Annotated in this window: 23 protein-coding genes; 12 read left to right on the top strand and 11 right to left on the bottom strand. The window is 69.8% G+C overall.

Annotation, left to right across the window (positions count from 1 at the left end):
• Window positions 1–64: 64 nt before the first annotated feature.
• From AB0M01_RS24870 to AB0M01_RS24885, 4 genes are all read right to left on the bottom strand, one after another.
• A complete protein-coding gene (locus AB0M01_RS24870; protein ID WP_363673369.1) occupies window positions 65–556 on the bottom strand; it encodes a MarR family winged helix-turn-helix transcriptional regulator in 492 nt (163 codons plus the stop codon).
• A 69-nt stretch (window positions 557–625) separates the two neighbouring features.
• Window positions 626–1933 (bottom strand): HAMP domain-containing sensor histidine kinase, encoded by a 1308-nt coding sequence (locus tag AB0M01_RS24875; RefSeq protein WP_363673371.1) that lies wholly within the window; start codon window positions 1931–1933, stop codon window positions 626–628.
• Between the two features lie 2 nt (window positions 1934–1935).
• The gene (locus AB0M01_RS24880; RefSeq protein ID WP_363673373.1) at window positions 1936–2622 is read right to left on the bottom strand and encodes a response regulator transcription factor; all 687 of its coding nucleotides are present in this window, start codon (window positions 2620–2622) and stop codon (window positions 1936–1938) included.
• A gap of 124 nt (window positions 2623–2746) precedes the next feature.
• Window positions 2747–3379 (bottom strand): hypothetical protein, encoded by a 633-nt coding sequence (locus AB0M01_RS24885; RefSeq protein WP_363673375.1) that lies wholly within the window; start codon window positions 3377–3379, stop codon window positions 2747–2749.
• A gap of 119 nt (window positions 3380–3498) precedes the next feature.
• Here AB0M01_RS24885 and AB0M01_RS24890 point away from each other — a divergent pair, with 119 nt between their 5' ends.
• Window positions 3499–3963 (top strand): helix-turn-helix domain-containing protein, encoded by a 465-nt coding sequence (locus tag AB0M01_RS24890; protein WP_363673377.1) that lies wholly within the window; start codon window positions 3499–3501, stop codon window positions 3961–3963.
• Here the strand turns inward: AB0M01_RS24890 and AB0M01_RS24895 are convergent.
• Entirely contained in the window at window positions 3960–4808 is an 849-nt protein-coding gene (locus AB0M01_RS24895) for a tryptophan 2,3-dioxygenase family protein (protein WP_363673379.1), read from the bottom strand. The genes AB0M01_RS24890 and AB0M01_RS24895 overlap by 4 nt on opposite strands.
• Window positions 4809–4972: 164 nt before the next feature.
• Between AB0M01_RS24895 and AB0M01_RS24900 the strand changes: the two genes are divergently transcribed.
• Window positions 4973–6808: a hypothetical protein gene (locus AB0M01_RS24900; protein ID WP_363673381.1), complete on the top strand. Its 1836-nt coding sequence runs from the start codon at window positions 4973–4975 to the stop codon at window positions 6806–6808.
• Here AB0M01_RS24900 and AB0M01_RS24905 read toward each other — a convergent pair.
• The gene (locus AB0M01_RS24905; RefSeq protein ID WP_363673383.1) at window positions 6798–10397 is read right to left on the bottom strand and encodes a glycoside hydrolase family 2 TIM barrel-domain containing protein; all 3600 of its coding nucleotides are present in this window, start codon (window positions 10395–10397) and stop codon (window positions 6798–6800) included. The genes AB0M01_RS24900 and AB0M01_RS24905 overlap by 11 nt on opposite strands.
• A gap of 94 nt (window positions 10398–10491) precedes the next feature.
• On the opposite strand from AB0M01_RS24905, the gene AB0M01_RS24910 reads away from it, so the two are divergent.
• The 5 genes from AB0M01_RS24910 (at window position 10492) to AB0M01_RS24930 (ending at window position 16921) form a co-directional block, all read left to right on the top strand.
• Window positions 10492–11442: a glycoside hydrolase family 76 protein gene (locus AB0M01_RS24910; protein ID WP_363673385.1), complete on the top strand. Its 951-nt coding sequence runs from the start codon at window positions 10492–10494 to the stop codon at window positions 11440–11442.
• A 29-nt stretch (window positions 11443–11471) separates the two neighbouring features.
• Window positions 11472–11879 (top strand): hypothetical protein, encoded by a 408-nt coding sequence (locus AB0M01_RS24915; protein ID WP_363673387.1) that lies wholly within the window; start codon window positions 11472–11474, stop codon window positions 11877–11879.
• 91 nt (window positions 11880–11970) lie between these two features.
• The gene (locus tag AB0M01_RS24920) at window positions 11971–15189 is read left to right on the top strand and encodes a discoidin domain-containing protein (protein WP_363673389.1); all 3219 of its coding nucleotides are present in this window, start codon (window positions 11971–11973) and stop codon (window positions 15187–15189) included.
• Window positions 15186–15896 carry an FCD domain-containing protein gene (locus tag AB0M01_RS24925; RefSeq protein ID WP_363673391.1) on the top strand — a complete coding sequence of 237 codons (711 nt, stop codon included), beginning with the start codon at window positions 15186–15188 and terminating at the stop codon, window positions 15894–15896. Before AB0M01_RS24920 ends, AB0M01_RS24925 begins: the two co-directional genes overlap by 4 nt.
• Window positions 15893–16921, top strand: coding sequence for an enolase C-terminal domain-like protein (locus tag AB0M01_RS24930; protein ID WP_363673393.1), 1029 nt, complete (start codon window positions 15893–15895; stop codon window positions 16919–16921). The genes AB0M01_RS24925 and AB0M01_RS24930 overlap by 4 nt, the downstream gene beginning before the upstream one ends.
• On the opposite strand, the gene AB0M01_RS24935 is transcribed toward AB0M01_RS24930, so the two are convergent.
• The 3 genes from AB0M01_RS24935 to AB0M01_RS24945 form a co-directional block, all read right to left on the bottom strand.
• On the bottom strand, window positions 16918–17457 hold the full coding sequence (locus AB0M01_RS24935; protein WP_363673395.1) for a hypothetical protein: 540 nt from the start codon (window positions 17455–17457) through the stop codon (window positions 16918–16920). The two genes, AB0M01_RS24930 and AB0M01_RS24935, sit on opposite strands and share 4 nt — an antisense overlap.
• A gap of 100 nt (window positions 17458–17557) precedes the next feature.
• Window positions 17558–18790, bottom strand: a complete 1233-nt coding sequence (locus AB0M01_RS24940; protein WP_363673398.1) for a hypothetical protein — start codon at window positions 18788–18790, stop codon at window positions 17558–17560.
• Entirely contained in the window at window positions 18787–19296 is a 510-nt protein-coding gene (locus AB0M01_RS24945) for a SigE family RNA polymerase sigma factor (protein ID WP_363673400.1), read from the bottom strand. The genes AB0M01_RS24940 and AB0M01_RS24945 overlap by 4 nt, the downstream gene beginning before the upstream one ends.
• 104 nt (window positions 19297–19400) lie before the next feature.
• Here AB0M01_RS24945 and AB0M01_RS24950 point away from each other — a divergent pair, with 104 nt between their 5' ends.
• On the top strand, window positions 19401–19898 hold the full coding sequence (locus AB0M01_RS24950; protein WP_363673402.1) for a DUF2505 domain-containing protein: 498 nt from the start codon (window positions 19401–19403) through the stop codon (window positions 19896–19898).
• A gap of 74 nt (window positions 19899–19972) precedes the next feature.
• Window positions 19973–20176: a hypothetical protein gene (locus tag AB0M01_RS24955; protein ID WP_363673405.1), complete on the top strand. Its 204-nt coding sequence runs from the start codon at window positions 19973–19975 to the stop codon at window positions 20174–20176.
• A 198-nt stretch (window positions 20177–20374) separates the two neighbouring features.
• Here AB0M01_RS24955 and AB0M01_RS24960 read toward each other — a convergent pair whose 3' ends face one another.
• Complete coding sequence (locus AB0M01_RS24960) at window positions 20375–21253, bottom strand: alpha/beta fold hydrolase (protein WP_363673407.1); 879 nt, start codon at window positions 21251–21253, stop codon at window positions 20375–20377.
• Between the two features lie 137 nt (window positions 21254–21390).
• On the opposite strand from AB0M01_RS24960, the gene AB0M01_RS24965 reads away from it, so the two are divergent.
• The 3 genes from AB0M01_RS24965 (at window position 21391) to AB0M01_RS24975 (ending at window position 23616) form a co-directional block, all read left to right on the top strand.
• Entirely contained in the window at window positions 21391–22032 is a 642-nt protein-coding gene (locus tag AB0M01_RS24965) for a TetR/AcrR family transcriptional regulator (RefSeq protein WP_363673409.1), read from the top strand.
• An 82-nt stretch (window positions 22033–22114) separates the two neighbouring features.
• Window positions 22115–22417, top strand: a complete 303-nt coding sequence (locus AB0M01_RS24970) for a hypothetical protein (RefSeq protein ID WP_363673411.1) — start codon at window positions 22115–22117, stop codon at window positions 22415–22417.
• Window positions 22414–23616, top strand: coding sequence for an MFS transporter (locus AB0M01_RS24975; protein WP_363673413.1), 1203 nt, complete (start codon window positions 22414–22416; stop codon window positions 23614–23616). Before AB0M01_RS24970 ends, AB0M01_RS24975 begins: the two co-directional genes overlap by 4 nt.
• Here the strand turns inward: AB0M01_RS24975 and pruA are convergent.
• A complete protein-coding gene (gene pruA / locus AB0M01_RS24980; RefSeq protein ID WP_363673415.1) occupies window positions 23564–25192 on the bottom strand; it encodes an L-glutamate gamma-semialdehyde dehydrogenase in 1629 nt (542 codons plus the stop codon). The genes AB0M01_RS24975 and pruA overlap by 53 nt on opposite strands.
• Between the last annotated feature and the right edge of the window lie 66 nt (window positions 25193–25258).

The following is a 25258-nucleotide window of genomic DNA, read 5'->3' on the forward strand; positions in this document are numbered from 1 at the left end:
GAACCTCAAGCCGCGATCAAGTCCTGCTGAGACTTCGCTGAGAGGACCTCTCAGCTCCAGGCGGTCAGCACTCGCCGCGGACGTCCGGCGGGCAGGTCGTCTGGCGGTGCTTCTCGACAGCCGTCGCCACCTCGGCACCGGCCTCGCCGAGCTCGATCAGGCGCTCGGTGCCGAGCGTGTCGAGGACGAGCTCGCGGATCAGCGCGGCGTGCGCCGGCGCGCAGGCCTTGATCGCCTCCATGCCCTGATCGGTGATCACGATCTCCGGGTACCGCGCGTCGCAGGCGACCTTCGCGATCAGCCCGCGCTTCTCCATCCGGGTCAGGTGGTGCGACATCCGGGACTTCTCCCACTGGGTCGCCTCGCCCAGCTCGAACGCGCGCATCCGCCCGGTCGGCGCCTCCGACAGGTTGACCAGGATCTCGAAGTCCGACGCGGACAGCCCGAACTCGCGCTGCAGGTGCCGCGAGACGTGCGTCTCCAGCAGCTTCCACATCAGCAGGTAGCTGCGCCACGCCTTCTGCTCGTCGTCCCGGAACCACGGTTCGTTCGCCACGCCTCCATCCTACTAGGCGCAGTTGACGCATCAACCTTTTGTGGTGTAGGCGGCGTGGATTCGCCGGGCCTACTTGCCGAGGAACGTGAGGTGGACCGCCGAACCGTGGATGGTGAGGGTGCCGCCGGCGGCCTCGGTGGCGCGGCGGGCGATGTCGAGGCCGAGACCGGTCGAGCCGCGGTCGCTGCGGCCGCGGGTGCCGGCGCCGAGCGGGATGCCGGGGCCCTCGTCGGCGACGACGATGCGGATCCCGGGGTTGGAAGCGACGCGCTCGCGGGACAGGGTGATCCGGGCGGCGGTGCCGTCGGGGGTGTGGGCGACGACGTTCTCGACCAGGGCGTCGAGTGCGGCGGCCAGGTCTTCGGCGGCGAGACGGATCTCGGCGGGCGGGGTCGGGAGGTCGAGGGTCAGGTGGCGGCCCTGGTCCTCGAACAGCGGCGCCCAGAAGGCAGCGCGGCTGCGGACCACCTCGACAGCGTCGCAGTGCGGGACGCGACCCTCGCGCTGCGGGCGGCGGGCGGCCTTGATGACTGCCGTCAGGGTGCGTTCCAGGGAGGTGACCTGGGTGTTCAGCTCCTCAGCGCGTTCGCGGTCGGGCAGCGCTTCGACCTGCAGGCGGAGCGCGGTGAGCGGCGTACGGAGGCGGTGGGACAGGTCGGCGACGGCCTCGCGTTCGACGGCGATGACCTCGTCGATGCGGTCGGCGAGGCCGTTCAGGGCGGCACCGACCTGGGCGACCTCGGCGGGACCGGTGGTCGGCGCGCGGGCGTCGGTGTCGCCGCGGGCCAGGCGTTCCGCCGTACGGGCGGTTTCCTCGAGCGGGCGGGCGAGGCGGCGGGAGACCAGCTCGGCGCCGGCGATGCTGAGCAGCAGGACGAGCAGGCTGCCGGCGATCAGGAAGCCGATCTGGAGCGCGAGGCCGTCGTACAGCTGGGAGTCGGTGAGGAACAGGCAGACGCCCGCCGGGCCGCCCACGCGGCCGACGTCGATCTCGGTCACCTTGCCGCCGTCGACCTCGCGGACGGTCGCCGCCGACACCTTCGGCGGGCCCTTGTGGCCCTCGTCGTAGCCGCCGGGGACCGTCTCGGGCTGCTTGACGCCGCCCGGCGGGGCATCGCCGAGGAGCGAGCCGTCGGGGAGCTGGACGGAGATCAGGCCGGGGCCGTCGTCGGCGACACCTTCGATGTACGCCGCGATCTCGTCGGGCGAGTTGTCCTTGTCGCCGACGTAGTACGCGACGTTCTGGGCGCGCAGCTGCGCCTTCTCCAGCGCGTCGTCGACGACGGCGTTGCGCATCAGCAGCGTCAGCGGTACGGCGAACGCGAGCACGACGAGCGTGGTCATGCCGACGGACAGCAGGAGGATGCGGCGGCGCATCGTCAGCTGCTCTCGGGGGCGGCGAGTTTGACGCCGACGCCGCGGACGCTGTGCAGGAAGCGCGGTTCGGCGGCGGTTTCGCCGAGTTTGCGGCGCAGCCAGGACAGGTGGACGTCGACCGTGCGGTCACCGCCGCCCCACGGGAGGCCCCAGACCTCGGCGAGCAGCTCGCGTTTGGTGACGACGGCGCCGGGGCGGCGGGACAGGGCGAGCAGCAGGTCGAACTCCTTGCGGGTCAGGTCGACCGGGCTGCCGTCGACGGTGACCTCGCGGCTGCGCGGGTCGATCTTCAGGGCGCCGAGCTGGAGCGCCTCTGATTGTTGCTCTGGGCCCCTACGGCGGAGGACGGCGCGGATCCTGGCGTCGATCTGGACCGAGCTGAAGGGTTTGATGACGTAGTCGTCGGCGCCGGCGTCGAGCAGGGCGACCACGCTCGCGTCGTCGTCGCGGGCGGTGGCGACGATGACGGGCACGTCGCTGACCGAGCGGACCATGGCGAGCACGTCGCGGCCGTCGAGGTCGGGAAGGCCGAGATCGAGGAGGAGGACGTCGGGTTTGTCGCGGGCGACGGCGGCGACGCCTTCCGCTCCGCCGGCGAGGGGGGTGACGACGTGGCCGGCTGCGGTGAGGGATTTGGTCAGGGAGGTGCGGATCGCGTCGTCGTCCTCAACCAGCAGCACCCGGGCCATGGGAAGAGAGTAGATGGGTGGGCCAGGTGGGTGCCCCGATCCGTGGGTGGGGATGCGGCCGGTACGGCGGGCTGTGGTTGAGGTCGCTGCGGCCGGAAAGAGATTTTGGAGAGAGTCCGAGGTGCTACGTGAGTTCCGCGGGCGGGGTGAGTTGTTTGGGGGCCTTGAGGCCCGTGGCTCGGAGTTCTAGGTCGGCCAGCTGGGTGATGACTGCTTGGTCCTGGTTGCGCCAGGCGGCGACCGGGTCGTCGGAGATCTTGGCGAGTTTGTGCATGGGCTGGTTGGCCATGGCACGGAGGGCGAACAGGTCGAGGTCGGCGGCGTTGTCGATGAACTTCTGGGCGGCGGTGGCGCGGCGGGAGAAGCGGATGCGGCGTGGGAGCCAGATGAGGAGGGCGAAGAGGACTGGGAGGGTGATGGTGACTCCGGCCAACAGGTAGGCCAGTTGTTCTACCGCGTGGGCTTGCTCGCGGCCTGCGTCGGCGAGGCGGACTGCGGCGCCGGCGGCGCCGTCCACGGGGGCTTTGAGCTCGTCGCCTACGACGGGGACGCGGCCGACCGGTTCGGAGAGTTTGCGGAGGTCCTCGGCGAGGCCGTCGCCGGCGGAGGCGGCTTTGCGGCCGGGGTAGCCGAGGGCGTTGGTGATGCGGAAGACGGCCAGGCCCAGCGCTGTGCACAGGGCGATCCAGCCGACCAGCATCAGGTCGCCGAAGACCTGCCAGAAGCGCTGGGTTCGCACTGCGGAGTAGAGCTTCACGTGCCGCCTCCCGGGAGCTGTAGAGGCGTGACACTAACGCAGGAGCCGCGGACCCGCGCCCTGAACTCGTGCGCCCGCCTGGCTTTAGTACGCGCTAGTCAGCGAGTACGCTGAAAGACATGCACGTTCAACTGGCCGGGCGGCTGGCCCGGCGTGGGAACGAACCACTGGGTGAGCACTGCCCGATCGACGTGGCCGTGCAGGCGGTTGGGACGCGGTCGGCGATTCTGTTGCTGCGGGAGGCGTACTACGGCGCCACGCGGTTCGACGACTTCGCTGCGCGCAGCGGGCTGACGGAGGCGACTACTGCCGGGCGGCTGAAGGCGCTGGTCGAGCAGGGGGTGCTGGAGAAGCTGCCGTACCAGGAGCCGGGGCAGCGGAAGCGGTACGAGTACAAGCTGACCGCCAGTGGTGAGGCGCTGATGCCGGTGGTGTTCGCGCTGGCTCAGTGGAGCAACGAGCACCAGGCGGCGGCAGCGCCGATCAAGCTGAGCCACAGCGGCTGCGACGCACCGGTGACGATCAAGGCCGAGTGCAGCGAGGGCCACGCGGTGGAGATGGACCAGCTGATCGTCACGTCCTAGAGCGACGTCCGCAGGTGCCACAGGTGCGGGTAGTAGCGCAGGTCGAGCCGCGAGCGCAGGTAGCCGGCGCCTGACGACCCGCCCGTACCAGGCTTCGTGCCGATCATCCGCTCGACCATGACTACGTGCCGGGCACGCCAGGCCGCTGCCAGTTCGTCGTGCTGCAGCAGCGCCTCGGCCAGCTCCCAGATCGCGCCGTACTTGCTCCGGTCGCGGGCGACTGCCGACAACCCGGTCCGCAGGTCCTCCTCCGACGACGTACCGAACCCAGCAGACTCCAGTACGCCGAGGAACGCGTCCCACAGCGTCGGCTCGTCCAGCCGCTGCTCCAGCCGGGCCTTCTCGGTGTCGGTCAGCCCGCGGAACCGCTTCACGAACGACGGGTCCTTCGCGCCGGACAGGAACTCGATCTCCCGGAACTGCACCGACTGGAACCCGCTGGCCGGCGACAGCCGGTGCCGAAACTCACCGAAGTCCTGCGGAGTCATCGTCTCCAGGATGTCGACCTGCTGGGTCAGCGTCCGCTCGATCGTGTGCACCCGGCGGAGCAGGTGCTGGGCCAGCCAGAGCTCACCGGACAGCATCGCGTCCCGGGAGGCGGTCATCTCGTGCAGGACCTGCTTGAACCACAGCTCGTACACCTGGTGGATGGTGATGAACAGCAGCTCGTCGTGCGCGGGCGGGTCCGACTCGAGCCGCTGCTGGTCCAGCAGCTGCGGCAGCCGCAGGTAGCTGCCGTAGGTGAGCCGGCCGCCTTCCTCGCCGAAGTGCACGTCGACACCGTCCCACCGGCCGGTCACGGCGTCGGCGCTGGGACGTCCCTCGTTCTCGCTCTGGCTGCTCACGGGGCGAGGATAACCGCCACTACAGCCGGTGACTGTGGAACTCGGTCCCGTAGGCGGCACTGCGACGCGCTCGGCTGTGACGTGTTCGAGAAGGTGGTGTGACGCAAGGAGCCTTCGTTCGTTGGAAATGAGGTCAACGGGGTCGATTGAGATGTGGTGGACACGTGCACACGCTGGAGCGAGTGGCGGCGGTCGAGGTCGGTCCGGCCGAGGTCGAGGCGGCGCTGCTGGAGAACTACCCGGCGCTGGTGCGCTTGGCCTACCTGGTGCTTCCGTCGGCGTTGGGCCGGCACCGGCGGGTCCTGGCGGCGCACGGTGTGGTCCAGCGGGCGATGCCCGACCGGCGCAAGCTGGAGCGGCAGCTGGCCGGTGAGACCAGCGCGGCGGCGTACGTCCGTCGCAAGGTGCTGCACGACGCCGTCCGGCAGGCGCACACGCGACCGCCGCTGCGGCTGCTGCCGCAGGTCTGGGGTTTCCGCCTGTTCCCGCGTTCCGGTGCGGCCGACGACCTCGCGCTCGACCAGGTGATGGCCGCCTGTACGCCGGAAGCCCGCGCCGCGTGGGCGCTGGTCCGCATCGAGCACCTGAGCGTCGGCGACGCCGAGAGCGAGCTCCGCGCGGCGGGGATCGACTCGGCGACCGCGGCGATCAAGGAGGCGGCCGAGCTCGACGAGAGCGCTGTCGCCGGGGTCAGCGGGCCGCTGGACGCGCAGGTGTTCGACCCGTGCGCCGTGCGGCTGGCGCCGACCGACCTGATGCGCCGCAAGGCGCGCGGCCGCGCGGTGGCGATCATCGTGACCGTGCTGCTCGCCCTGGTCCTGCTGGCCTCGCTGGCGCTGACCGCTGGGCGCAAGGAGACGGCGCAGGCCGCTCCGGTCGTGGCGCAGCAGCCGGTGGCCGAGCAGCTCAGTGCCGACGACCTGCAGCGGTCGCGGGTGCTGTGGCAGGACACGGCCCGGGTGGACTTCACCGCGTGGCCCGCACGAGGCGGCCGGATCGGCGACCGCGAGCTGCTGTCCAGAGCGCTCCGTACCTGGTCGGACGGGACGAGCGTGACGGCAGTGGCCGGTACGTCGCCGGTCGCCCCTGCGGAAGCCCCGCAGCTCCTGTACGCCGGTGACGTCGACGGCGCGGCCGTGGTGCTGTTCCACGACGGCCAGCGCATCGCCCGCTACAGCGACCGCGACGGCAAGCTGGTCGTCGCGCGCACCGACGACGCGGACGTGACCACCTCGGCCGTCGTCGCGATCAGCGAGAACGCCGACGGCGTACGGTTCCTGGCCGCGCCCTGGGTCGCGGAGACCGGTCTGCGGGACCTGAAGAAGCCGGACACGCCGACCGGCAAGCTCCCGACGGCCGACGGCATCACCGCGCCGGTGAAGCCGCCGGCTGCCGACTGCTCGTCGTGGCCCGCGCTGCAGCTGCGCTCGTCGGAGGCGATCGCGGAGAAGCACGCGTTCCTCGTCACGTACCTGGGCGGCCTCTCGCCGGTGCACCTGACCTACATGCCGCCGCCGTCGCTCGGACCTGCGCGCTTCCCGCGGGAGGCGACCAGTGGTGCCGCGCTGGTGAGCTGGGCGCGCACGGTGTGCGGCCTGCAAGCCCTGGAGAACAAGGGCGTCAAGGCGGCCAACAACTGGACCTTCGCCGAGCAGCGACTGCCCGACGGGACCTACGGCGCGTGGGTGTGCACCCGGTCGGACAGCTGGTCCGGTGGCGGCTGGGCGAGCGTGAAGCTGTTCCCGGCCGGGCTGGCCGCCGGCCAGGCGTCCAACACGGCCATCTGCAGCCGGTTCGACCAGAACGTGCTGGCGACGACCGCCTGGCGTTCACCGACCGGTACGACGTACCTGCTGGCAGCTGGTAGCCGCAAGGTCGACCGGCTCACCGTCGGCGGTCAGAACATCCCGGGTTCGGTCGTAGCGCTGCCGGGGAAGGTGACGTCGCCGGTGAGCGCGCACCTGACCACCGGCGACACCATCCGGCCGCTCATGAAGTAGCGGCCTCCGCTGCGGACAGCGGACGCAGCGTCACGGCGTACGTGCGGGGCTTGGTCGGGTCGATCCGGTACGGCGCGAGTACGCCGTTCGGCGTCTCGCCCATGCCGGTCTCGGCGGCGCCGACGTGCAGCGTGACCCAGCCGCGGTTGCGGACGAGCGGGAGCTGGAAGTCGTACTCCGCGCGGTCCAGCCGGTCGTACGGCGTGACGCTGACGTCCACTGAGGCACCTGCTGCTGCAGCGACCATCAGGCCGTGCTGCTGGTCGGACAGGGTGGTCCAGCGGGTGTCGGTGTGGTTGCCGTAGGCCTGTGGGCGGGAGTAGGCGACGTACTGGTCGTCGACGGTGCTGCTGTAGACGCCGATGCGGGTGCCTTGCGCTCGGTCGCTGTACGACTCTTCGGGGCCTCGGCCGTAGTAGGTGAAGTTCTTGAAGGTGTCGGGGACCTGGAGCTGGAAGCCGAGGCGGGGTAGGTACGGGAGGGTGCTGAGTTTGCTGCCCGTCGGCGTCACCTGGTGGGCGAAGGTGATCGTCCCCGCCGCGTCGATCGTGTAGGTCATCGTTTGGTGGAAGGCGAGCTCACGCGCATGGCCGGGTGCGGCGGCGGTGCTGGGGACGGTGACCTGGATGCGGCCGTCCTCGAGGCGTGTTGTTCGGGTAGCGCCAGGGGTGGTTTGCAGGCGGTCGAGGCCGAGCTGGTTCCAGATCAGGCGGTCGGCGGTACCCCAGGCGTAGGTCTCGTTGGAGGTGGGTGGGCGCCAGACGTCGATCATCGGGCCGGTGCGCAGGAGTTGCGTGCCGCGGGCAACCAGGGAGGTGAGGCGGCCGGCGGTGAAGGTGTAGGCGAAGCCGGGGCCGGAGACGACAGTGCGGCCCGGGGCGGTCGCAACAGCAGGTCGGCCGACGGCGACCGGAGTTGGCGCCGTGGTGCCGCCGAGCGGGAACTGGTCACGCTGCAGCGGGCCGGCGTCGAGGTCGAGGAAACGCTCAGCGGGTGACGGAGTGACCCGGACGGTGAAGGTCTGGGTCGCGTTGGGCTGGAGCTTCAGCGGGACGACGCCTCGCCGGATGACCTTGCGTTGTTCACGGATCGTCCAGGTCACCTCCAGGTCCAGCGGAGCGAATTGCTGTTCGTTGTGGGCAGTGATGACACCGGGCTTCGGCGAGCTGAAGCGCAACGGGGATTGAGCCCACGCCAGCTCGGCTGTCTCCGGCTGGAGGGTTCGGTCGGTGCTGACCAAACCGTCCGTGCCCGAGAGACTGAGGCCGAGACTGGGGAAGGTGCCCTCGTTCTTCGTCGACTCGAAGTCCAAGGACAGGACGGGCTTGGTGCCGGACAGGACGCGGACCTGGTCGATGGTGCCGTGGGCCAGGCGGGTGCGGGTGTGGTCCTGCTGAAGCTGGGCGTTGCGGCCGAGGTTGACCTCCCAGACCGTCGGCTCGATGGTTCCGGTCGCGGGGAGGCGCGTCGTCCGGTCGTCGATCGAGACGGTGAGCGCGGTGCCGTCGTACGAGCCGGTGACGTGGTGCCAGGTGTTGCGCCAGTTCTCCGGGACCGTCAGCCTGACGGCCTTCTCGACACCGTTCAGCGTGACGCGGAACTCCACCGACGCGGCGTTCGGCATCTGCAGGGCGTACTGGTTGCCCTTGGTGACGATCGGGAACGAGCCGGACCAGACGTCGGGTTTCACCCACGCATCGACGGTCAGCGGACCGGAGACATCCAGCGCAGGATCGCGGAAAACGTTGACGAAGTCGTCGAGGCCCGACAAGTGGACCCCTCGGCCGGTGTGACCGGCAACGACCGAAGGTTTGCCGACGAAGAACGTCTGCACCTCGCCCGGTGTGGTGATCAGCGGCTGGTCGAGGTTCTGCTCGGCCCAGTCCCAGAGGAAACCGCCCTGCACCGACGGGTACTTCCGCGCGAGCGCCCAGAACTGGGCGAAGTTGCCCAGACCGTTGCCCATGGCATGCGCGTACTCCCCCATCACGATCGGCTTCGGCGACACCTTCGCCTTGGACTCCAGCGCGGCCGGCGTCGGGTAGCGCGGGCCCGCGACCTCGGCGTACGGCGCATCGCCGTCGGGCACGTTCGACTGGTGGTAGAGCAGCCGGGTCGGGTCGTGCTCGTCGGCCCAGCGGGCCATCGCGAAGTGCGCGGCGCCGAGCCCGGCCTCGTTGCCGGTGTCCCAGAACACGACGCTCGGGTGGTTCTTGTCGCGCTCGACCATCGCGGTGAAGCGATCGGCGTACGCCGCCTGCCACTCGGGCTTGTCGGCCAGGCAAGCCGCCGGGCAGCGCTCGTGGGCGTGCGTCTCGATGTCGACCTCGTCGGCGATCAGCAGCCCGTACTTGTCGGCGAGCTCGTACCAGTACGGGTCGCTCTCGTAGTGCGAGGTCCGTACGGCGTTGAGGTGCAACTGCTTCATCAGCCGGACGTCGCGCTCCATCGCGGCGCGAGTGACATGCCGGCCGGTCGCCGGGTCGGTCTCGGCACGGTTGACGCCGCGGAACAGGATACGTTTGCCGTTCAGCAGGACCTGCCGGTCCTTGACCTCGATCTCGCGGAACCCGACCTGCTGACTGGTCCGGTGCACGACCCGGCCGTCCTTGTCGGTGAGCGTGAGCAGCAGGCGGTAGAGCGTCGGCGTCTCGTCCGACCACTTCGCCGGATTCGTCACGACGCCGCTGAGCCTCAACTGCTCGCCGTCGGCCTTTCCCTGCAGAGCGGTCACTTCATGCCCGGTTGCGTCGCGCAACGACGCGGTCAATTGGTAGCCGCGGGCATCGACCAGCGACGCGTCGACGGTGAGCGTCGCGTCCTGGTACGCCGCGTCGAGGTCCGTGCTGATGGCAACGTCCTGGATCCGCGAGGCCGGGACGGAGTACGAGTAGACGTCGCGGAAGATCCCGGAGTACCGCCACTGGTCGTAGTCCTCGAGGTACGAGCCGGCCGACCAGCGGTGGACCTGGACCGCGACCGTGTTCGCGCCCGGCCGGGTGTGCTCGGTGATGTCGAACTCGGCCGGGCTGTAGCCGCCCTGGTCGTAGCCGACGTACTCGCCGTTGACCCAGACGAAGTAGCCGCTGGTCACGCCCTCGAACCGGAGCAGTTGCCGGCGGCCCGCTTCACCACGAGGCACCTCGAAGGTCTTCAGGTAGGCACCGGTCGGGTTCACGTCCCGCGGCGTCTTCGGTGGGACGTCGGGCCAGAGCTCCTCGGGGATGTTGCGGAAGACCGGGTGATCCAGGAAGTCGCTCTGCCAGGTGTGCGGGACCTGCACGGCCGGCCAGCCGGTGCCGTCGGACTTCGCGAAGTCGTCGGGGACGTCGGCGGGCTTGTCGAACAGGCGAAACTTCCAGGCGCCGTCGAGCGAGCGCACGTACGGCGTACCGGCGGCTTTGAGCGCCGAGGCGTCGTCGGCGTACGGCCAGAGGCGGGTGTGCGGTGCGACCTGTCCTTCGGCGACCCGGCCGGGGTCGTCGAGGTAGCGGTAGACGTCGTCCGGCGCGGGCGCGGCCATCACCACGCTGCCGCCGAGCAGCACCAGGACCAGCAGGCTGCCGATCAGTCCCCGCAGGCGGCGCATCGGTCTCCTCATCGTTGGTGTTTCTAGGACGATGCGTGGAACGGGTCAAGAGTTGGGGGTTGACTCCGGGTGGGCGGTTGACGACGCTGGGTCGATGGATCGGCGAGTCGCGGCGGCGAACGGCCTGATGCAGTTCTACAACGAGGCGACGGGACTGTTCGACACGACCGGGTGGTGGAACTCGGCGAACGCGCTGACCGCGTTGATCCACACGCAGCGGCTGACCGGCGACGAGACGCATCGGCCGGCGATCGCGCGCACGTACGAGCTGAACCTGGATGCGCAGCAGGGGCAGTTTCGCAACGACTACCTCGATGACACCGGGTGGTGGGGGCTCTCCTGGGTTGCGGCGTACGACCTGACCGGGGAGGCGCGGTACCTGGAGACGGCGGGGGTGGACGCCGAGCACATGGCCGCGTACTGGGACGACCGCTGTGGCGGCGGAGTGTGGTGGAGCGAGGCGAAGACGTACAAGAACGCGATCACGAACTCGCTGTTCATCCAGCTGAACGCGGCGTTGCACAATCGGACGGCGGGCGACGCTGAGCTGGAGCGTGCGCAGGCGGGGTGGGCTTGGTTCGAGCAGAGCGGGATGATCAACGGCGCGAACCTGGTGAACGACGGGCTGGAGCTCGCGACCTGCCGGAACAACGGTGAGACGGAGTGGTCGTACAACCAGGGGGTGCTGATCGGTGCGCTGACCGAGCTGGGCCACCTGGAGCGGGCGCGGGAGCTGGCTGATGCGGCGACGACGGCGCCTGGGCTGCACACGGCGGACGGGATTCTGCGGGAGCCGTGCGAGTCAGGTGATTGTGGGGCGGATGCGCCGTCGTTCAAGGGGGCGTACGTGCGGGGGCTTGGGCAGCTGAACGCGGCGTTGCCGGATCGGCCGTACACGGCGTACTTGCAGCGGCAGGCTGATCGGGCGTACGCGAGTGATCGGACGGAGCTGGATCAGTACGGACTGCACTGGTCGGGGCCGGTTGATCAGTTGGACGCGGCTCGGCAGCAGAGCGCGCTCGATCTGTTGAACGCGACGCCGTGAGGGTTGGGGACGCCGTCTAGGCTGGCCCGGTGGATCGCCGGGAGCTGCTGCTGGAAGTTCGACGGACCCGGAACGACTGCGTGTTCGGTCTGCGGCTGACGCTGGACGCCGGGCGCGCCGAGCGAGGGATCGCGTTCGCCGAGAGCTACGACTACCTCCCGCTGGGGTCCGATCCGGGGCGCGAGTACATCTACTCCGTCTACGCCGGGTACGCCGGGCTCGAACCGCTGACCGTCTTCTTGGAGGAGCTGCTCGGGGAGTCGTTCGAGGGCGAGCTCACCGACCGATGCGTGGCCTGCTTCCACGCGCTGGTCGCGGCGGGTGAGCTGGGCGACGGGCTCGCGCTGCAGGAGAACCACCGGAAGGTGGCGGTGTGGTGCGAGCAGGCCGGCGTCACCGCGGAGACCGAGACCTGGACCTGGATCAACTCGGATTGACCTGATCTATTCCCAATCCTAAGCCCGATGTGCCAATCTGATCGGCGATAAGTCTGAACTATCGGACCCGCCCGACCGATTGGCCTGACTCATGCTGCGACGCGTCCTCGCGCTCACCGGCCTGCTCGCCCTCATCCCGCTCCCGGCCGCCGCCACCCCGGCGACCACCACCCTGTCCGTCGCACCGAGCGGCAGCGGCACAGGGACCTTCGCGCGCCCGTTCGGCTCGCTCGAACAGGCCCGCGACCAGGTCCGCAAGCTCACCCGCCACCAGCGCGCCGACATCCGCGTCGTGTTGCTGCCCGGCGAGCACCGCCGTACCGGCACCTTCCGGCTGACCGCCGCCGACTCCGGCCGGAACGGCCACGAGGTCGTCTACCAGGCACTGCCCGGCACGAAGGTGACGATCAGCGGCGGCCGCGCGGTCACCAACTGGACGCTGTCGGACCCCGCGAAGAACATCTACAAGGCCCACGTCGGCGCCATCGACTTCCGGCAGCTGTACGTCGCCGGCGAGCGCCAGCAGCGCGCCCGCGGCCCGGAGAACCCGCCGGGCTTCAGCAAGACCGCGACCGGCTACACCGACACCACGCAGAGCATGGTCGGCTGGAAGAACCAGGGCGACATCGAGGTGAACAGCCGCTGGGGCTGGATGCACTACCGCTGCCCCGTCCAGTCGGCGTCCGGTACGACGGTCGTGATGCAGCAGCCCTGCTACGACAACGCGAACCTGCACCAGGGCTACGAGATCCAGAACCCGAGCTGGATCGAGAACGCGTACGAGCTGCTCGACTCCCCCGGAGAGTGGTACCTCGACAAGTCGTCGGGCGATCTCTACCTGTCCCCCAAGCCCGGCCAGGACCTGCGGACCGTCACCGTGCCGCTGGTCGAGGACCTGGTCAACGTCACCGGTACGGCGGCCGAGCCGGTCCGCAACGTGCGCTTCGACGGGATCACCTTCGCGTACTCGACCTGGCTCGCGCCGAGCAGCGACGACGGCGTCGTCGAGGGCCAGGCCGGCTTCCGGATCGTCGGCACCGGGCATCCGGACTTCGACGAGACCCGGCCGCACTGGCAGAAGACACCCGGCGCCGTGAACGTCGGCTACAGCCGCGACGTTGCCTTCACCAACAGTACGTTCACGCATCTGGGTGCCGTCGGCCTCAACCTCAACACCGGGGCCCAGGACACCGTTGTCCGCGGCAACATCGTCACCGACGTCGCCGCGACCGGGATCCAGGTCGGCGGGACCGACATCGTCGACCACCACCCGGACGATCCGCGGGCGATCACCAAGGACACGCTGGTCAGCAACAACCTGATCACCCGCGCGGCGGCCGACTACAGCGGGTCGCTGGCGATCCTGGCCGGGTACACCGAGCACACGGTGATCGAGCACAACGAGATCCGCGACCTGCCGTACTCCGGGATCTCGATCGGGTGGGGCTGGGGGCTGACCGACCAGGGCGGCAACCCGGCGTACCCGGGGAACGCCGGGATCCCGGTGTACGCGACGCCGACGACCGCGCGCGACAACGTGGTCCGGGACAACGCGATCAACGACATCATGAAGAAGCAGGCCGACGGCGGCGCGATTTACACGCTCGGGTCGCAGCCGGGGAGCGTGGTGTCGGGCAACTACATCCGCAAGACGCCGGGGCCGGCGTACGGGGCGATCTACCACGACGAGGGCAGCAAGGGGTTCACGACCAGCGGGAACGCGCTGTGCGAGGTCGCGGAGAGGTGGATCTTTCTCAACCACGCGCTCGGGATCGATGCCCGGCGCAACTTCACGTCGACGCCGGTGTTCCTGACCCAGGCCGGGACGGTGGACTCGACGATCGCGGACAACACGGTGGTTGCGGGATGCTCGGAGCTGCCTGCGTCGATCGTGGCTCGCGCTGGGCTCGAGCCGGCGTACCGGCATCTTGATCCGAAGCCTGCGCCGGGTGATCGGGTGGCGCCGACGAAGCCTGGGGTGCCGGTGGTGGCGACGAGCTTTCCGACGATCGCGGATGTGAGCTGGGCGAGGTCTGTGGATGCGGTCGGGGTGACTGGTTACACGGTCTTCGTGGACGGTCGTGCGGTCAGTGCTTCCGGCGGGCTGAGTGCTCGGGTCACCGGGTTGGAAGCCGGGCGTCGCTACAGCGTCAGCGTTGCGGCGCGGGATGCCGCGGGCAACGAGTCCGGCCGGAGTCCGGCGGTGGCTGTCACGATGCCGGCGGCGGAGAACCTTGCGCTGGGCAAGGAGGTCAGCGTCTCGTCGTACTCGGAGCCGAACGTGCCGGGACTCGCGGTCGACGGGAAGCTGTCGACACGATGGGCGCAGGGGCTCGGGCTGCCGGACCCGTCGTGGATTCAGGTCGACCTCGGGGCGCTGTACGACGTGACCGGGATCGTGACGATGTTCGAGCTGCCGCGGGGGTACGCGTACAAGCTGGAGGTGTCGCCGGACGGGACGGACTGGACGCTGTTCGACGACCGTACCCGGGAGGTGACGACGCAGCCGGACAACTACGCGTCGGTGCCGGGCGCGGTGCGCGGGCGGTACGTGCGGCTGACGGTGACGGGGTCGAGCTTCAACGGAGGCAGCATCTACGAGCTCGAGGTGTACGGGAAGCGTTCTGTGGTGACTGACGATGACGTGGCGCCTGCCGCTCCGACGCGACCGTCGGCTGACGTGTTGTTGCCGACAGCAATTGAGTTGAGCTGGCCGGCTGCTGGTGGTGACGTGACGAGCTACGTGGTGTACCAGGACGGGGTGAGACTGGTGGCGACGCCGTACACCGGACTGCGGGTCGACGGGCTGCATCCGGGGTCGACGCACGCGTTCACCGTCGTGGCGCGGGACGCGAACCTGAACGCGTCCGCGCCGAGCGCGGCGAGCAGCGTCACGACGTACGGCGAAGCGGGACTCGCGGTCGGGAAACCTGTCACGGTGTCCTCGTACTCCGAGCCGAACCGGCCTGAACTCGCCGTCGACGGGGATCTGTCGACGCGGTGGGCGCAGGGGCTCGGGCTGCCGGATCCGTCGTTCCTGCAGGTGGATCTGGGAGCGGTGACTGCCGTCCGGAGCGTGGTGACGCACTTCGAGCTGGAGCGTGGGTACAAGTACCGGATCGAGACGTCGCTCGACGGGAAGGACTGGCGGATCTTCGACGACCGGACGACTGTTGCGACCAGTCAGCGGATGAATGCCTCCGTCGGAGCAGCGGCGGTACAGGCGCGTCATGTGCGGCTGACAGTGACCGGGTCGAACTTCAACGGCGGCAGCATCTACGAGCTGCGCATCTATGGTGGGTCCTCATGAACGACACCTACCGGCCGGGCTACGAAACGGTCGCCGAGCGGTTGCTCGCCTACATCGCCGAGCAGGGGCTGCAGCCGGGCGACCGACTGCCGACCGAGAAGGGGCTCGCGGAGATCCTCGGGACCGGGCGGTCGGTGACGCGCGAGGCGATCAAGGTGCTGGCAGCGGTGGGGCGGCTCGCCGTACGGAAGGGCGCCGGGATCTACGTGTCGGTGCCGACGAATGCGGATCGTCAGGTGTCGTACTTCCAGCCGACGGATCTCGCGCATGTGGCGATGCTGTTCGATCACCGGCGGCTGATCGAGGCCGAGTCGGCGCGGTTGGCGGCTTCGCTGGCGAGGCCGGCGCTGGTGCAGTCGATTCGTACGGCGGCGGAGGCTTCGGTCGAAGCTGCTGGGGATCCGGAGGCGTTCCGGGTGCACGACCGGGCGTTTCATGATGCCGTGGCTGAGGCTTCGGGGAACGTGTTCCTGCAGGCGGCGGTGACGTCGTTGCGGGACTTCAAGGAGCAGTCGGACCGGCTGCTGTTCGCGGGGGCGGTGCCGGGGTCGCTGGAGGTGGCGGCCGAGCAGCATGTCGGGATCGCTGCGGCGATCGCGGCGGGTGACGCGGACAAGGCGGCGACGGGGATGGTGCAGCACATCGACACCACGCAGGCGCAGTTCGAGCAGCGGATCAGGGAACGGTTGAAGGGCGAGGGATCGTGAGCAAGATCGAGCGCGTAGAGGTCGAACTGGTCGACATCCCGGCCGCCTACCCGTTCCGTTGGCGGGACGGACTGCCCGGGTCGGAGCCCGCGCTGCGCGGCGGCGTACTGAAGATCACCACGTCCGACGGCGTCGTCGGGCGAGCCGAGACCCCGCGCGGCGTGATCGCGGCCGACCTCGTCGAGCGCCGCGTCCGCGACGAGCTGATCGGCCAGGATCCCTTGCACCGCGAGTGGTTGTGGCACCGGATCTGGGAGCTCGACCGGATCGAGGAGTTCCCGCTGTACTTCCTCGGCCTGGTCGACATCGCGCTCTGGGACATCGCCGGCCAGGTCGCCGGGCTGCCCGTGCACGCGCTGATCGGCACGTACCGGACCAGCATCCCGGCGTACGCGTCGACGGTCACGTACGACTCGGTCGAGGAGTACTTCGACGTCGCCGACCAGTGCCTCGAGCGCGGCTTCGGCGCGATCAAGCTGCACGCCTGGGGCGACGTACGGCGTGACGCCGAGCTGGCGACCCGGCTGCGCGCCCACGTCGGCGACGACGTCGACCTGATGTACGACGGCTCGGCCGGCTTCGACCTGCCCGACGCCGTCCGCCTCGGCCGCGTCCTCGGCGACCTCGGCTTCCGCTGGTACGAGGAACCGATGCGCGAGTTCAACCTGACCAGCCACCGGTGGCTGTCCGAACGCGTCGACATCCCGCTGCTGGTCGGCGAAACGAGCGACGGCGCCCACTTCAACATCGCCGACTTCATCCACTCCGGCAGCGCGACGTACGTCCGCACCTCCGCGGCCCTGAAAGGCGGTCTCACCGGCGCACTGAGAATCGCCCACCTCGCCGAAAGCTTCCAGCTCCGCGCCGAGATCCACGGCATGGGCATCCCCAACCAGCACCTCTGCATGGCCGTCCCCAACACCACGTACTACGAGGCCCTGGTCTGGGGAAACCCCATCATCACCGACCCGTCGGTCGGCCCCGACGGTCTGATCACCGCCGGGACCGGGCCCGGACTCTCCTAGGCCTTGCCGACCAGGATCCACATGTAGTCGTGGTTCTTGACCGGGAAGGTGGCGGTTTTGTTGCTGACTTCCTTGGTTTTCTTGCAGTCGGTGGTGGTGTAGCGCCAGCGGACGACCTGGACTCGCCAGGACTGTTTGAGTTGGTGGAGGCGGCGGATCTTGTTCTTGGGGACCTCGGCGGTGTAGGACCAGCTGTCGGAGACCGAGTGGGACTTGCCGACGGTCTTGGCGTACTGGGACTTGATCTCGGCGATCACGACGTTGGCGCTGATGCCGAGGTCGCCGGTCCAGGACGAGTTCGACTCCGAGGTGGCGGTCTTCTGGTAGGTGATGCGGCCGGGGCCTTCCATCCAGTCGGAGTAGAGGTTGGTGCCGACGTAGACCTCGTGGCCGCCGCGGACGTACCAGTTGATCTCCTTGGTGTTGCACTTCTTGGCCATCGTGGCCGGGGCGGCTTCGGCGCCGAGGGCAACCAAACCCGGTGCGAGCAGACCGGCCAGTGCCGCGGTGGTCCCCAGCATCGTGCGCACACGCATCGCGAACTCCTACCTCGAAGTGGGCTTCAGTGGTAGGAAAATTACCAATCTGACCAGTCGGGCCGACATGATGTTTCCATCACAGTGCGTCACAAGTGCGTTACTTGTCCAACGCTGAATCAGTCACCAGCGCGATCACCTGTTCCTTGGTGATGCCGCCGGGCTCGGGCTGCTTGCCAGGGTTGTGGATCAGGACCGACGCGAGGTTGCCGTCCGGCTGCAGGTACGCGGCGCCGAGCATGTACTTCTGGATGCCCTGACCCCGGGCCGGCACTCCCTCGGCGTACATGACCTTCTTGCCGTCGGGGGTCGTCGTCTCGCTGCAGGTCAGGCCGCCGAGTTGCGCGGAGCACTTGCTGACGAACTGCGCCGAGTCGACCGCGATGATCACCGTCTGCTCGAGCGACCCCTTCCGCCAGGTCTCGACCGAGCCGAACTGCTCCGGCACGGTGTCGTCGAATGCGTGCGTCAGCGTGCCCCCGGTCAGCACCCGTACGGCGGCCGCGTGCGCCTCGGCGTACGTCGGCTTGAAGTTCTTCAGCTCGTCCTCGGCCTGCTGCTGCTCGGTCGACAGCGGCGGCAGGTCGACCCGCAGGTCGGTGACGAGCGCGAACAGCTTCGCGTCGGTGATCCCCATGCCGCGCACCGGTACGGTCGCGTTGTTGCCCCAGAACGGGTCGGTCCGCACCATCACGAACTCGCCGTCGGCCTTCACATACGTCAGCTCGGCCGCCTCGCCGCGCCGGCCGAGCTGGGCCTTGCGGCCGTTCGGCAGAGTCACCGTTCGGCACTTCAGCGCCGGCGTGAAGGCCATCGATCCACACCGGTCGCTGGTCGCGGACGCCGACGTGGAGACGTGGAGATCGACGTAACCGACGCCTGCCTGGCCGGCGATCTTCCACCCGACCCGGTTTCCGCCGCTGCGGATGCCTGGCGTCTGCCCGATCGCGAACCCACCCTTGCTGCTGTAGTCGAGATGCTTGCCCGCGGGATCGAGGTGCTGCCGCAGCGCGGCCCGCATCGCCTTGTCGAACGCCGCGTCCTGGGCCGCGTTCCCGGAGAACTCGCCGGGTGTGACCGCGGGCCTGGTCGGCGAAGGGGTGGAAGCGGGCGGCAGTCCGCCCTGCACCGGGGACAGCCAACTCGTCACCACCGCGATGAGCGCGCCCACAGCGGCGGCCGAGACGACCGCACCAGCGCCCGCCAGCACTCGCCATCGACGCAGCCGGCGCTGCCCGGCCAGCAGGTCCTCCCCCGCGGTCCGCGGAAGCAGGTCGTCCTGCCACGCGGCGGCCTCGGTGAGCTTCGCCTCCAGCTCCTTCTCGTCGATCATCGGTCCTGCCCTCCTACCGCGCCGAACTGCGCGGTGAGCAACTCGGTCAGCCGGGCGAGCGCCCTGGCGTTCTGGCTCTTGACCGTGCCCGCGCTGCAGCGCAGGTCCGCGGCGGTCTCGTCGATCGACATCCCGAGGAAGTGCCGCAGTACGACGACTCGCCGCTGCCCGAGCGGCAGCTTCGCGAGCGCCTCCATCACCACCCGGCTGTCCTCCACCGCGGGCGGGAGCATCGACGGCTCGTCCAGCCCGTCGAGGCCCGGTGCCTCCCGGCGCCACGGCCGGCGGCTCTCGTCGATGCCGGAGTTCACCAGGATCCGGCGCGCGTACGCGTCGACGTTGCCGGCCCGCTGGACGCGCGGCCAGGCGACGTACAGCTTCAGCAGGGCCGTCTGGACCAGGTCCTCGGCCTTGTGCACGTCACCGCACAGCAGGTACGCCACCCGGCGCAGCTGCGTGCGCCGCTGCGCGACGTACGCGCTGAACTCCTCGTCCCGCGAAGCCATCCGGTCGTCTCCTCACTCGGTCCGTCACGAGCTAGTACGGAAGGCGCGCGGTGAAAGGTTGTCAGACCGCCGGGTGACCGACGGGTAATGCCATGATGTGGCGCATGGAGCTGAAGATGTCGGCGTCGTACGACGCCACCCCTGAGGAAGTCTTCGCGATCGTCACCGACGCCACCTTCCGCGAGCAGGCCTGCGAGAAGACCAAGGCGCTGTCGTACGACGTCAAGGTCGCCACGACCGGCGACGACACGGTGGTCCGGGTCGAGCGGAAGATGCCGTCGGACGACGTCCCGGACATCGCCCGCAAGTTCGTCGGCGAGACGCTGACCGTCGTCCAGACCGAGACCTGGCACGCGGCCAAGCCGGACGGGTCGCGCGACGCCGACGTGCACGGTGAGATCGCCGGGACGCCGGTGACGCTGAAGGGCACCGCGACGATCCGGTCCGAGGGGGCACAGACGGTGCAGGCGATCACGCTGGACGTGAAGGTCGCGGTGCCGCTGATCGGCAAGAAGATCGAGCCGTTCGTCGTCGAGGCGATCCGGTCCGGCCTGGCCAAGGAGCACGAGCTCGGCCGCGAGTGGCACGACGGCACCAACTGAGCCGTGTCGTTACCCGGCCGGCGCCGGCTCCGGTGGCAGTCTGGAAACGGAATGTCACCGGAGGTGAGCCTGTCGTGCGTACGAAGCGAAGGACTGCCGCACTGTCGGCCGGCGAGGACACGCAGTACTGCGTGTTCTGCGAGGCGACGGTGCTCTTCGAGCGGGTCGAGGCCGGGGACCATCCGGTCGACGACCCGGCCGGCGAGTGGATCTGCGTCAGCTGCGGCTCGGCCCTGCTGATCGGTCCCCCGTCGCAGCACCTCGAACACACTGCCTGAAAGCCGTACGCCGTGAGCCCGGCCCGCTCGGTCGGGGCGGTGGCCGAGCCGGCGGGTCCCACGAGTTGGGCGCGGATGCAGGCTCCCCTGCTGTCGGCATCCGCGCCCGTACGTCCGAAGAAGCTCGATGCGTCCGAACGACCGTGCGCTATCGCCTCGGTTTCTTCGGACGCACGGCGATTCTTCGGACGCAACGGATCACAGCGGTGGGCCGAAGCCGCAGAGGACCGGGCGCGCTCGCGCCGGGTCCAGGGCGTTGGCGACCAGCTGCGCAACCGTCGGGTCGAAGGCGAGCCCGACATGGCCGACCGGGTCGAGCGGGCAGGTGTCCTGGACGAACTGGTTCCTGACCCCGGGCTCGCGGATGAACGACGTCTCGTGCGGGGTCACCAGCGCGTCCAACCGCGACGCGATCACCGTGTACTTGACGCCCGGTTGCGCGATCGGACCGGCGGTCAGCTTCGCCACCTCGCTGCCCCCGACGATGATCTCGTCGCAGGCCGGGCAGCCGAAGTCGCGCAGCACCCGGTCGACCAGCGGCCGCAGGCCGAGATAGTCGCCGACGCTGACCAGACCGGCGAACGTCGTCCCGTGCGTCGGCGGCGCGAGCGCGACCACCTTGCCGACCTTCGCCGAGTACCCGCGGACCTTCGGCCCGTACAGGCTCTGGAAGCCGCCCTCGGAGTGCCCGACGATGTCCACCTTTGCGGCGCCGGTGGCGCCCCGCACCCGATCCACGAACGCCTCGATCTGCGCCGACGACTGGACGATCGAGACCGTCCCGCCGACCGGGATCGCCGGCGTCGCCTGGCCGTAGGTGAGGGTGAAGGCGCAGTAGCCCTTGGCCGCGAGGTACGGGCCGAGGAAGGAGTAGTTGCCGGGGCCGTTGCCGCCGAGACCGTGCAGGAGGACCAGCGGATTCGGGTGCGCGGCCGACGGCTTGCAGGCCCAGTTGTCGAAGCCTGAGGACGGCGCGGCGGCGCGGGACGTCGTCGCATCCGCCGAGGCGATCCCGGCGGTGGCGAGCAGCAGCCCGGCGACCAGGCCGGCGGCTGCTCGGAGAAGGTGAGGTTTCATCGCGGCTCCCGAGGGCTGTGTCGTTCGGTGACGACGGGGTGACCGACAGTGGAGCACGTCCACCGGTTCTCGACAAGTCCTCGTGTTCAAAACCTGTCAGCTGGTTACCGACCGGCCGCACAGGGTAACGTCCGCGCATGGGGCGAGTGATCAGAGGCCTGGACGCCGACCAACGCCGGGCCGAGCGGCGCGAGCAGCTGCTCGACGCGGCGCTCGACCTGTTCTCGAAGCAGGGCTACCCGAACACCTCGATCGAGCAGATCTGCACCACGGCGTACGTCGGGACGAAGAGCTTCTACGAGGTCTTCGACAGCCGCGAGGCCTGCTACGTCGCGCTCCTGAAGCGCACGTCGGAGCGCCTCGAGGACACCATGACCAGGCTCGCCACCACCCACGCCGGCGGCAGCGAGCGCGAGGTCGCCCCCGGTCTGCTCTCGGCCTTCGCGCACGCACTCGTCGACGACCCGCGCATCGCGCGCGTCACCTTCGGCCAGGCCGGCGGCATCTCCCCCACGGTCGAGCGCCAGCGCCGGACCAACCGCCGCTGGGCCGCCGGCTTCCTCGAACAGCTCTGGGACGCGTACGACGGCCAACCGTCCGAGCTGGACCGCCGGACCCGGCACGGCGTCGCGATCGGCCTGGTCGGCGGCCTGTTCGACCTGATCTCCGACTGGCTGCTCGACGCCGACCTGTACAACCGGCGCCAGCTCGAGGACCTGATCGACGACCTGACCACGTTCTACATCACGGTCCGGCGCGGACTCGTCACCGAACACTGATCCCCTTCCACACAAGGCCGATCCACCCGCATCCTGGACCAGGGCACGCCAGGTCATCACCTCCGGCCAGACCGGACTGTCGTTGCTCTGGGCAAGGACCCGCGACGCCGAGGTCTGCCGCTTCGCCCCGAACGGCATGCTGGTCGAGCGCGCGGCCGGTCTCACCGACGGCGGCTACGCGGAGCCGGACACCCCGTCGCCGACCGCGGTCCGGGTGTTCGTCGTGCTGGTCCTGGCCGGGCTGGTGATCTTCGAGCGGCATAGGCTCGGTCGGCAGCTGAAGCTGGTGAAGGCTCATTTCGACTACCAGAAGACCGCGGCGGCGACGTTCCAGGGACATCGGCAGCTGCGGCAGGCGGGGTGCAGGAGTTGCGGGGATCTGTGAGCGACTGGTCGTACCGGCCGTTGATCTGGCTCGCCGTCGCGACGTTCTCGACCGGCATCGACGGCTACGTGCTCGCCGGGCTGCTGCCCGCGATCGCCGCCGGCCTGCACGTCGAGGCGGCGCTGGCCGGGCAGCTGGTGTCGGTCTTCGCGCTGACGTCCGCGCTCGCCGGGCCGGTCCTCGGCACGCTGACCAGTCGGTGGGAGCGACGCGGCACGATCGCCTTGTCGCTGGCGGTTTTCGTGCTCGGCAATCTGGTCGTCGGGCTGGCGCCGAACTACCCGATCGCGCTCGGCGGGCGCGTCGTCGCGGCGCTCGGGGGCTGTCTACTGAACGCGGCGGTGACCGGCTACGTGATCGCACTGACCCCGATCCGGCACCGCGGCAAGGCGCTCTCGTTCGTGCTCGGCGGCTGGATGACCGCGACTGCGCTCGGCGTACCGGTCGGGCTGGCGCTCGGGCAGACCAGCTGGCGCTTCCCGCTGCTGATGGTGTCGGTGGTCGGCACGATCGCACTGATCGGCATCCTGCTGAAGCTCCCCCAGCTGCACCTGCCCGCGGGATCGCTCGCCGACCGCCTGCGCCCGCTCAAGCAACCACAACTGCTCGCCGGCCTGCTCGTCACCGTCGGCATCCTGTGCAGCAGCTACACCTGCTTCACCTACGCCACGATCATCCTGCAACCGGCGTACGACGGCGGCTGGGTGATCATCGCGATCATGTTCGGGTACGGCGTCGCGAGCATGCTCGGCAACGCCGTGACCGGGCGGCTGACCGATCGCTTCAGCGCGCTGCGCGTGCTGACCGTGATGCTGACCGGGCTGCTGCTGAACGCCGCCCTCGGTGTGGTCGCGTTCGCGATCGGCGCGGTCGCGGTCCTCGGGCTGGTCTGGTTCTTCGCTGCCGGGATCGGGAACGGCGGCGCGGCCGTTCCCCAGCAGGCGCGGCTGGCCGCGCTGGCGCCGGAGTCGGCCGCGATCGTGATGGCGCTGAACGGCAGCGCGATCTCGCTGGGCTGCGCGCTCGGCGGCGGGCTCGGTGGGCTGACGCTGGCCGCGGGCTCAGCGCCGTACGGGCTGCTGAGCGTCGCGGCCGTCGTCCTGGCCGGGACCTTGGCGCTGCACCTCGCGGTGCAGCGCCGCACGATCAGCCCTGGTGCGGGTAGCGGTAGTCCGTCGGCGGGACGAACGTCTCCTTGATCGACCGCGGGCTGGCCCAGCGGATCAGGTTCCACATCGAGCCGGCCTTGTCGTTGGTCCCGCTCGCGCGCGAACCGCCGAACGGCTGCTGGCCGACGACCGCGCCGGTCGGCTTGTCGTTGACGTAGAAGTTCCCGGCCGCGAAGCGCAGGTACTCCGAGGCCGCCGCGACCGCGTGCCGGTCCTGGGCGATCACCGCGCCGGTCAGGCCGAACTGCGCGCCGCTCTCCATCTGCTTGAGCACGGTCTCGTAGTCGCCGTCCTCGTAGACGTGCACGCCGAGGATCGGGCCGAAGTACTCGGTGGTGAAGATCTCGTCGGTCGGGTCGCCGGAGACCAGCAGCGTCGGGCGGACGAAGTAGCCCTGGCTGTCGTCGTAGGTCCCGCCGGCCAGCACCTCGATCGAGTCGGTCGCGGCGGCCCGGTCCAGCGCCGCCTTGTGCTTGGCGAACGCGCGGTCGTCGATCACGGCGCCGATGAAGTTCGACAGGTCGGTGACGTCGCCCATGGTCAGCGCGTCGGTCTCGGCCGCGATGTCGTCGCGGATCTTGTTCCAGACCGAGCGGGCGACGTACGAGCGGCTGGCCGCCGAGCACTTCTGGCCCTGGTACTCGAAGGCGCCGCGGACCATCGCGGTCTTGACCACCGCCGGGTCGGCCGAGGGGTGGGCCAGGATGAAGTCCTTGCCGCCGGTCTCGCCGACCAGCCGCGGGTAGGTCTTGTACGACGCGATGTTGGCGCCGACCGTGCTCCACAGCTTCTGGAAGGTCGGCGTCGAGCCGGTGAAGTGGATGCCGGCCAGGTCGGGGTGGGTCAGCGCGGCCTTGCTGACCTCGATGCCGTCACCGGTGACCAGGTTGATCACGCCGGCCGGGAGCCCGGCGGCCTCGAACAGCCGCATCGTCCAGTGCGCCGCGAACTGCTGGGTCGGCGACGCCTTCCAGACCACGGTGTTGCCCATCAGCGCGGGCGCGGTCGGCAGGTTGCCGGCGATCGCGGTGAAGTTGAACGGGGTGATCGCGTAGACGAAGCCCTCGAGCGGGCGGTAGTCGGTGCGGTTCCAGACCCCCGGCGAGGAGATCGGCTGGTCGTTGATGATGTTGCGCGCGAACGCGACGTTGAAGCGCAGGAAGTCGATCAGCTCACAGGCGGCGTCGATCTCGGCCTGCTGCACGGTCTTGGACTGGCCGAGCATGGTGGCCGCATTCAGGGTGTCACGCCACGGACCGGCCAGCAGGTCGGCGGCCTTGAGGAAGATCGCCGCGCGGTCGTCGAACGACAGCGCGCGCCAGGCCGGAGCGGCCGCCAGCGCCGCTTCGACGGCGGCCTGGCCGTCGGCCTCGGTCGCGTTGCCCAGGGTGCCGAGCACGTGCGCGTGCTTGTGCGGCTGGACGACGTCGATCCGCGCGCCGCCGCCGAGCCGCTGCTCCCCGCCGATCGTGCAGGTCAGGTCGATCGCGCCCGCCGCGTTGAACTCCTTGAGCTTGGCCTCCAGGCTGACCCGCTCGACCGAACCCGGCGCGTAACCGCGGACCGTCTCGTTGTGGGGGGTGGGGACGGCGGTGACGGCATCCATGCTGCGCTGCTCCTCGATCGACTGGGGTGGGTACGCCGGGTACGACGGTCGCGGGCGGGCTCGATC

Source organism: Kribbella sp. NPDC051770, assembly GCF_040681455.1.
Taxonomy (GTDB): Bacteria; Actinomycetota; Actinomycetes; order Propionibacteriales; family Kribbellaceae; genus Kribbella.

Coding starts and splice junctions, on each gene's coding strand:
- AB0M01_RS24945 (WP_363673400.1), bottom strand. CDS start 19,296: ATGGCTTCGCGGGACGAGGAGTTCAGCGCGTACGTCGCGCAGCGGCGC.
- AB0M01_RS24940 (WP_363673398.1), bottom strand. CDS start 18,790: ATGATCGACGAGAAGGAGCTGGAGGCGAAGCTCACCGAGGCCGCCGCG.
- AB0M01_RS24880 (WP_363673373.1), bottom strand. CDS start 2,622: ATGGCCCGGGTGCTGCTGGTTGAGGACGACGACGCGATCCGCACCTCC.
- pruA (WP_363673415.1), bottom strand. CDS start 25,192: ATGGATGCCGTCACCGCCGTCCCCACCCCCCACAACGAGACGGTCCGC.
- AB0M01_RS24910 (WP_363673385.1), top strand. CDS start 10,492: ATGGATCGGCGAGTCGCGGCGGCGAACGGCCTGATGCAGTTCTACAAC.
- AB0M01_RS24920 (WP_363673389.1), top strand. CDS start 11,971: ATGCTGCGACGCGTCCTCGCGCTCACCGGCCTGCTCGCCCTCATCCCG.
- AB0M01_RS24875 (WP_363673371.1), bottom strand. CDS start 1,933: ATGCGCCGCCGCATCCTCCTGCTGTCCGTCGGCATGACCACGCTCGTC.
- AB0M01_RS24965 (WP_363673409.1), top strand. CDS start 21,391: ATGGGGCGAGTGATCAGAGGCCTGGACGCCGACCAACGCCGGGCCGAG.
- AB0M01_RS24890 (WP_363673377.1), top strand. CDS start 3,499: ATGCACGTTCAACTGGCCGGGCGGCTGGCCCGGCGTGGGAACGAACCA.
- AB0M01_RS24935 (WP_363673395.1), bottom strand. CDS start 17,457: ATGCGTGTGCGCACGATGCTGGGGACCACCGCGGCACTGGCCGGTCTG.
- AB0M01_RS24950 (WP_363673402.1), top strand. CDS start 19,401: ATGGAGCTGAAGATGTCGGCGTCGTACGACGCCACCCCTGAGGAAGTC.
- AB0M01_RS24925 (WP_363673391.1), top strand. CDS start 15,186: ATGAACGACACCTACCGGCCGGGCTACGAAACGGTCGCCGAGCGGTTG.
- AB0M01_RS24960 (WP_363673407.1), bottom strand. CDS start 21,253: ATGAAACCTCACCTTCTCCGAGCAGCCGCCGGCCTGGTCGCCGGGCTG.
- AB0M01_RS24905 (WP_363673383.1), bottom strand. CDS start 10,397: ATGCGCCGCCTGCGGGGACTGATCGGCAGCCTGCTGGTCCTGGTGCTG.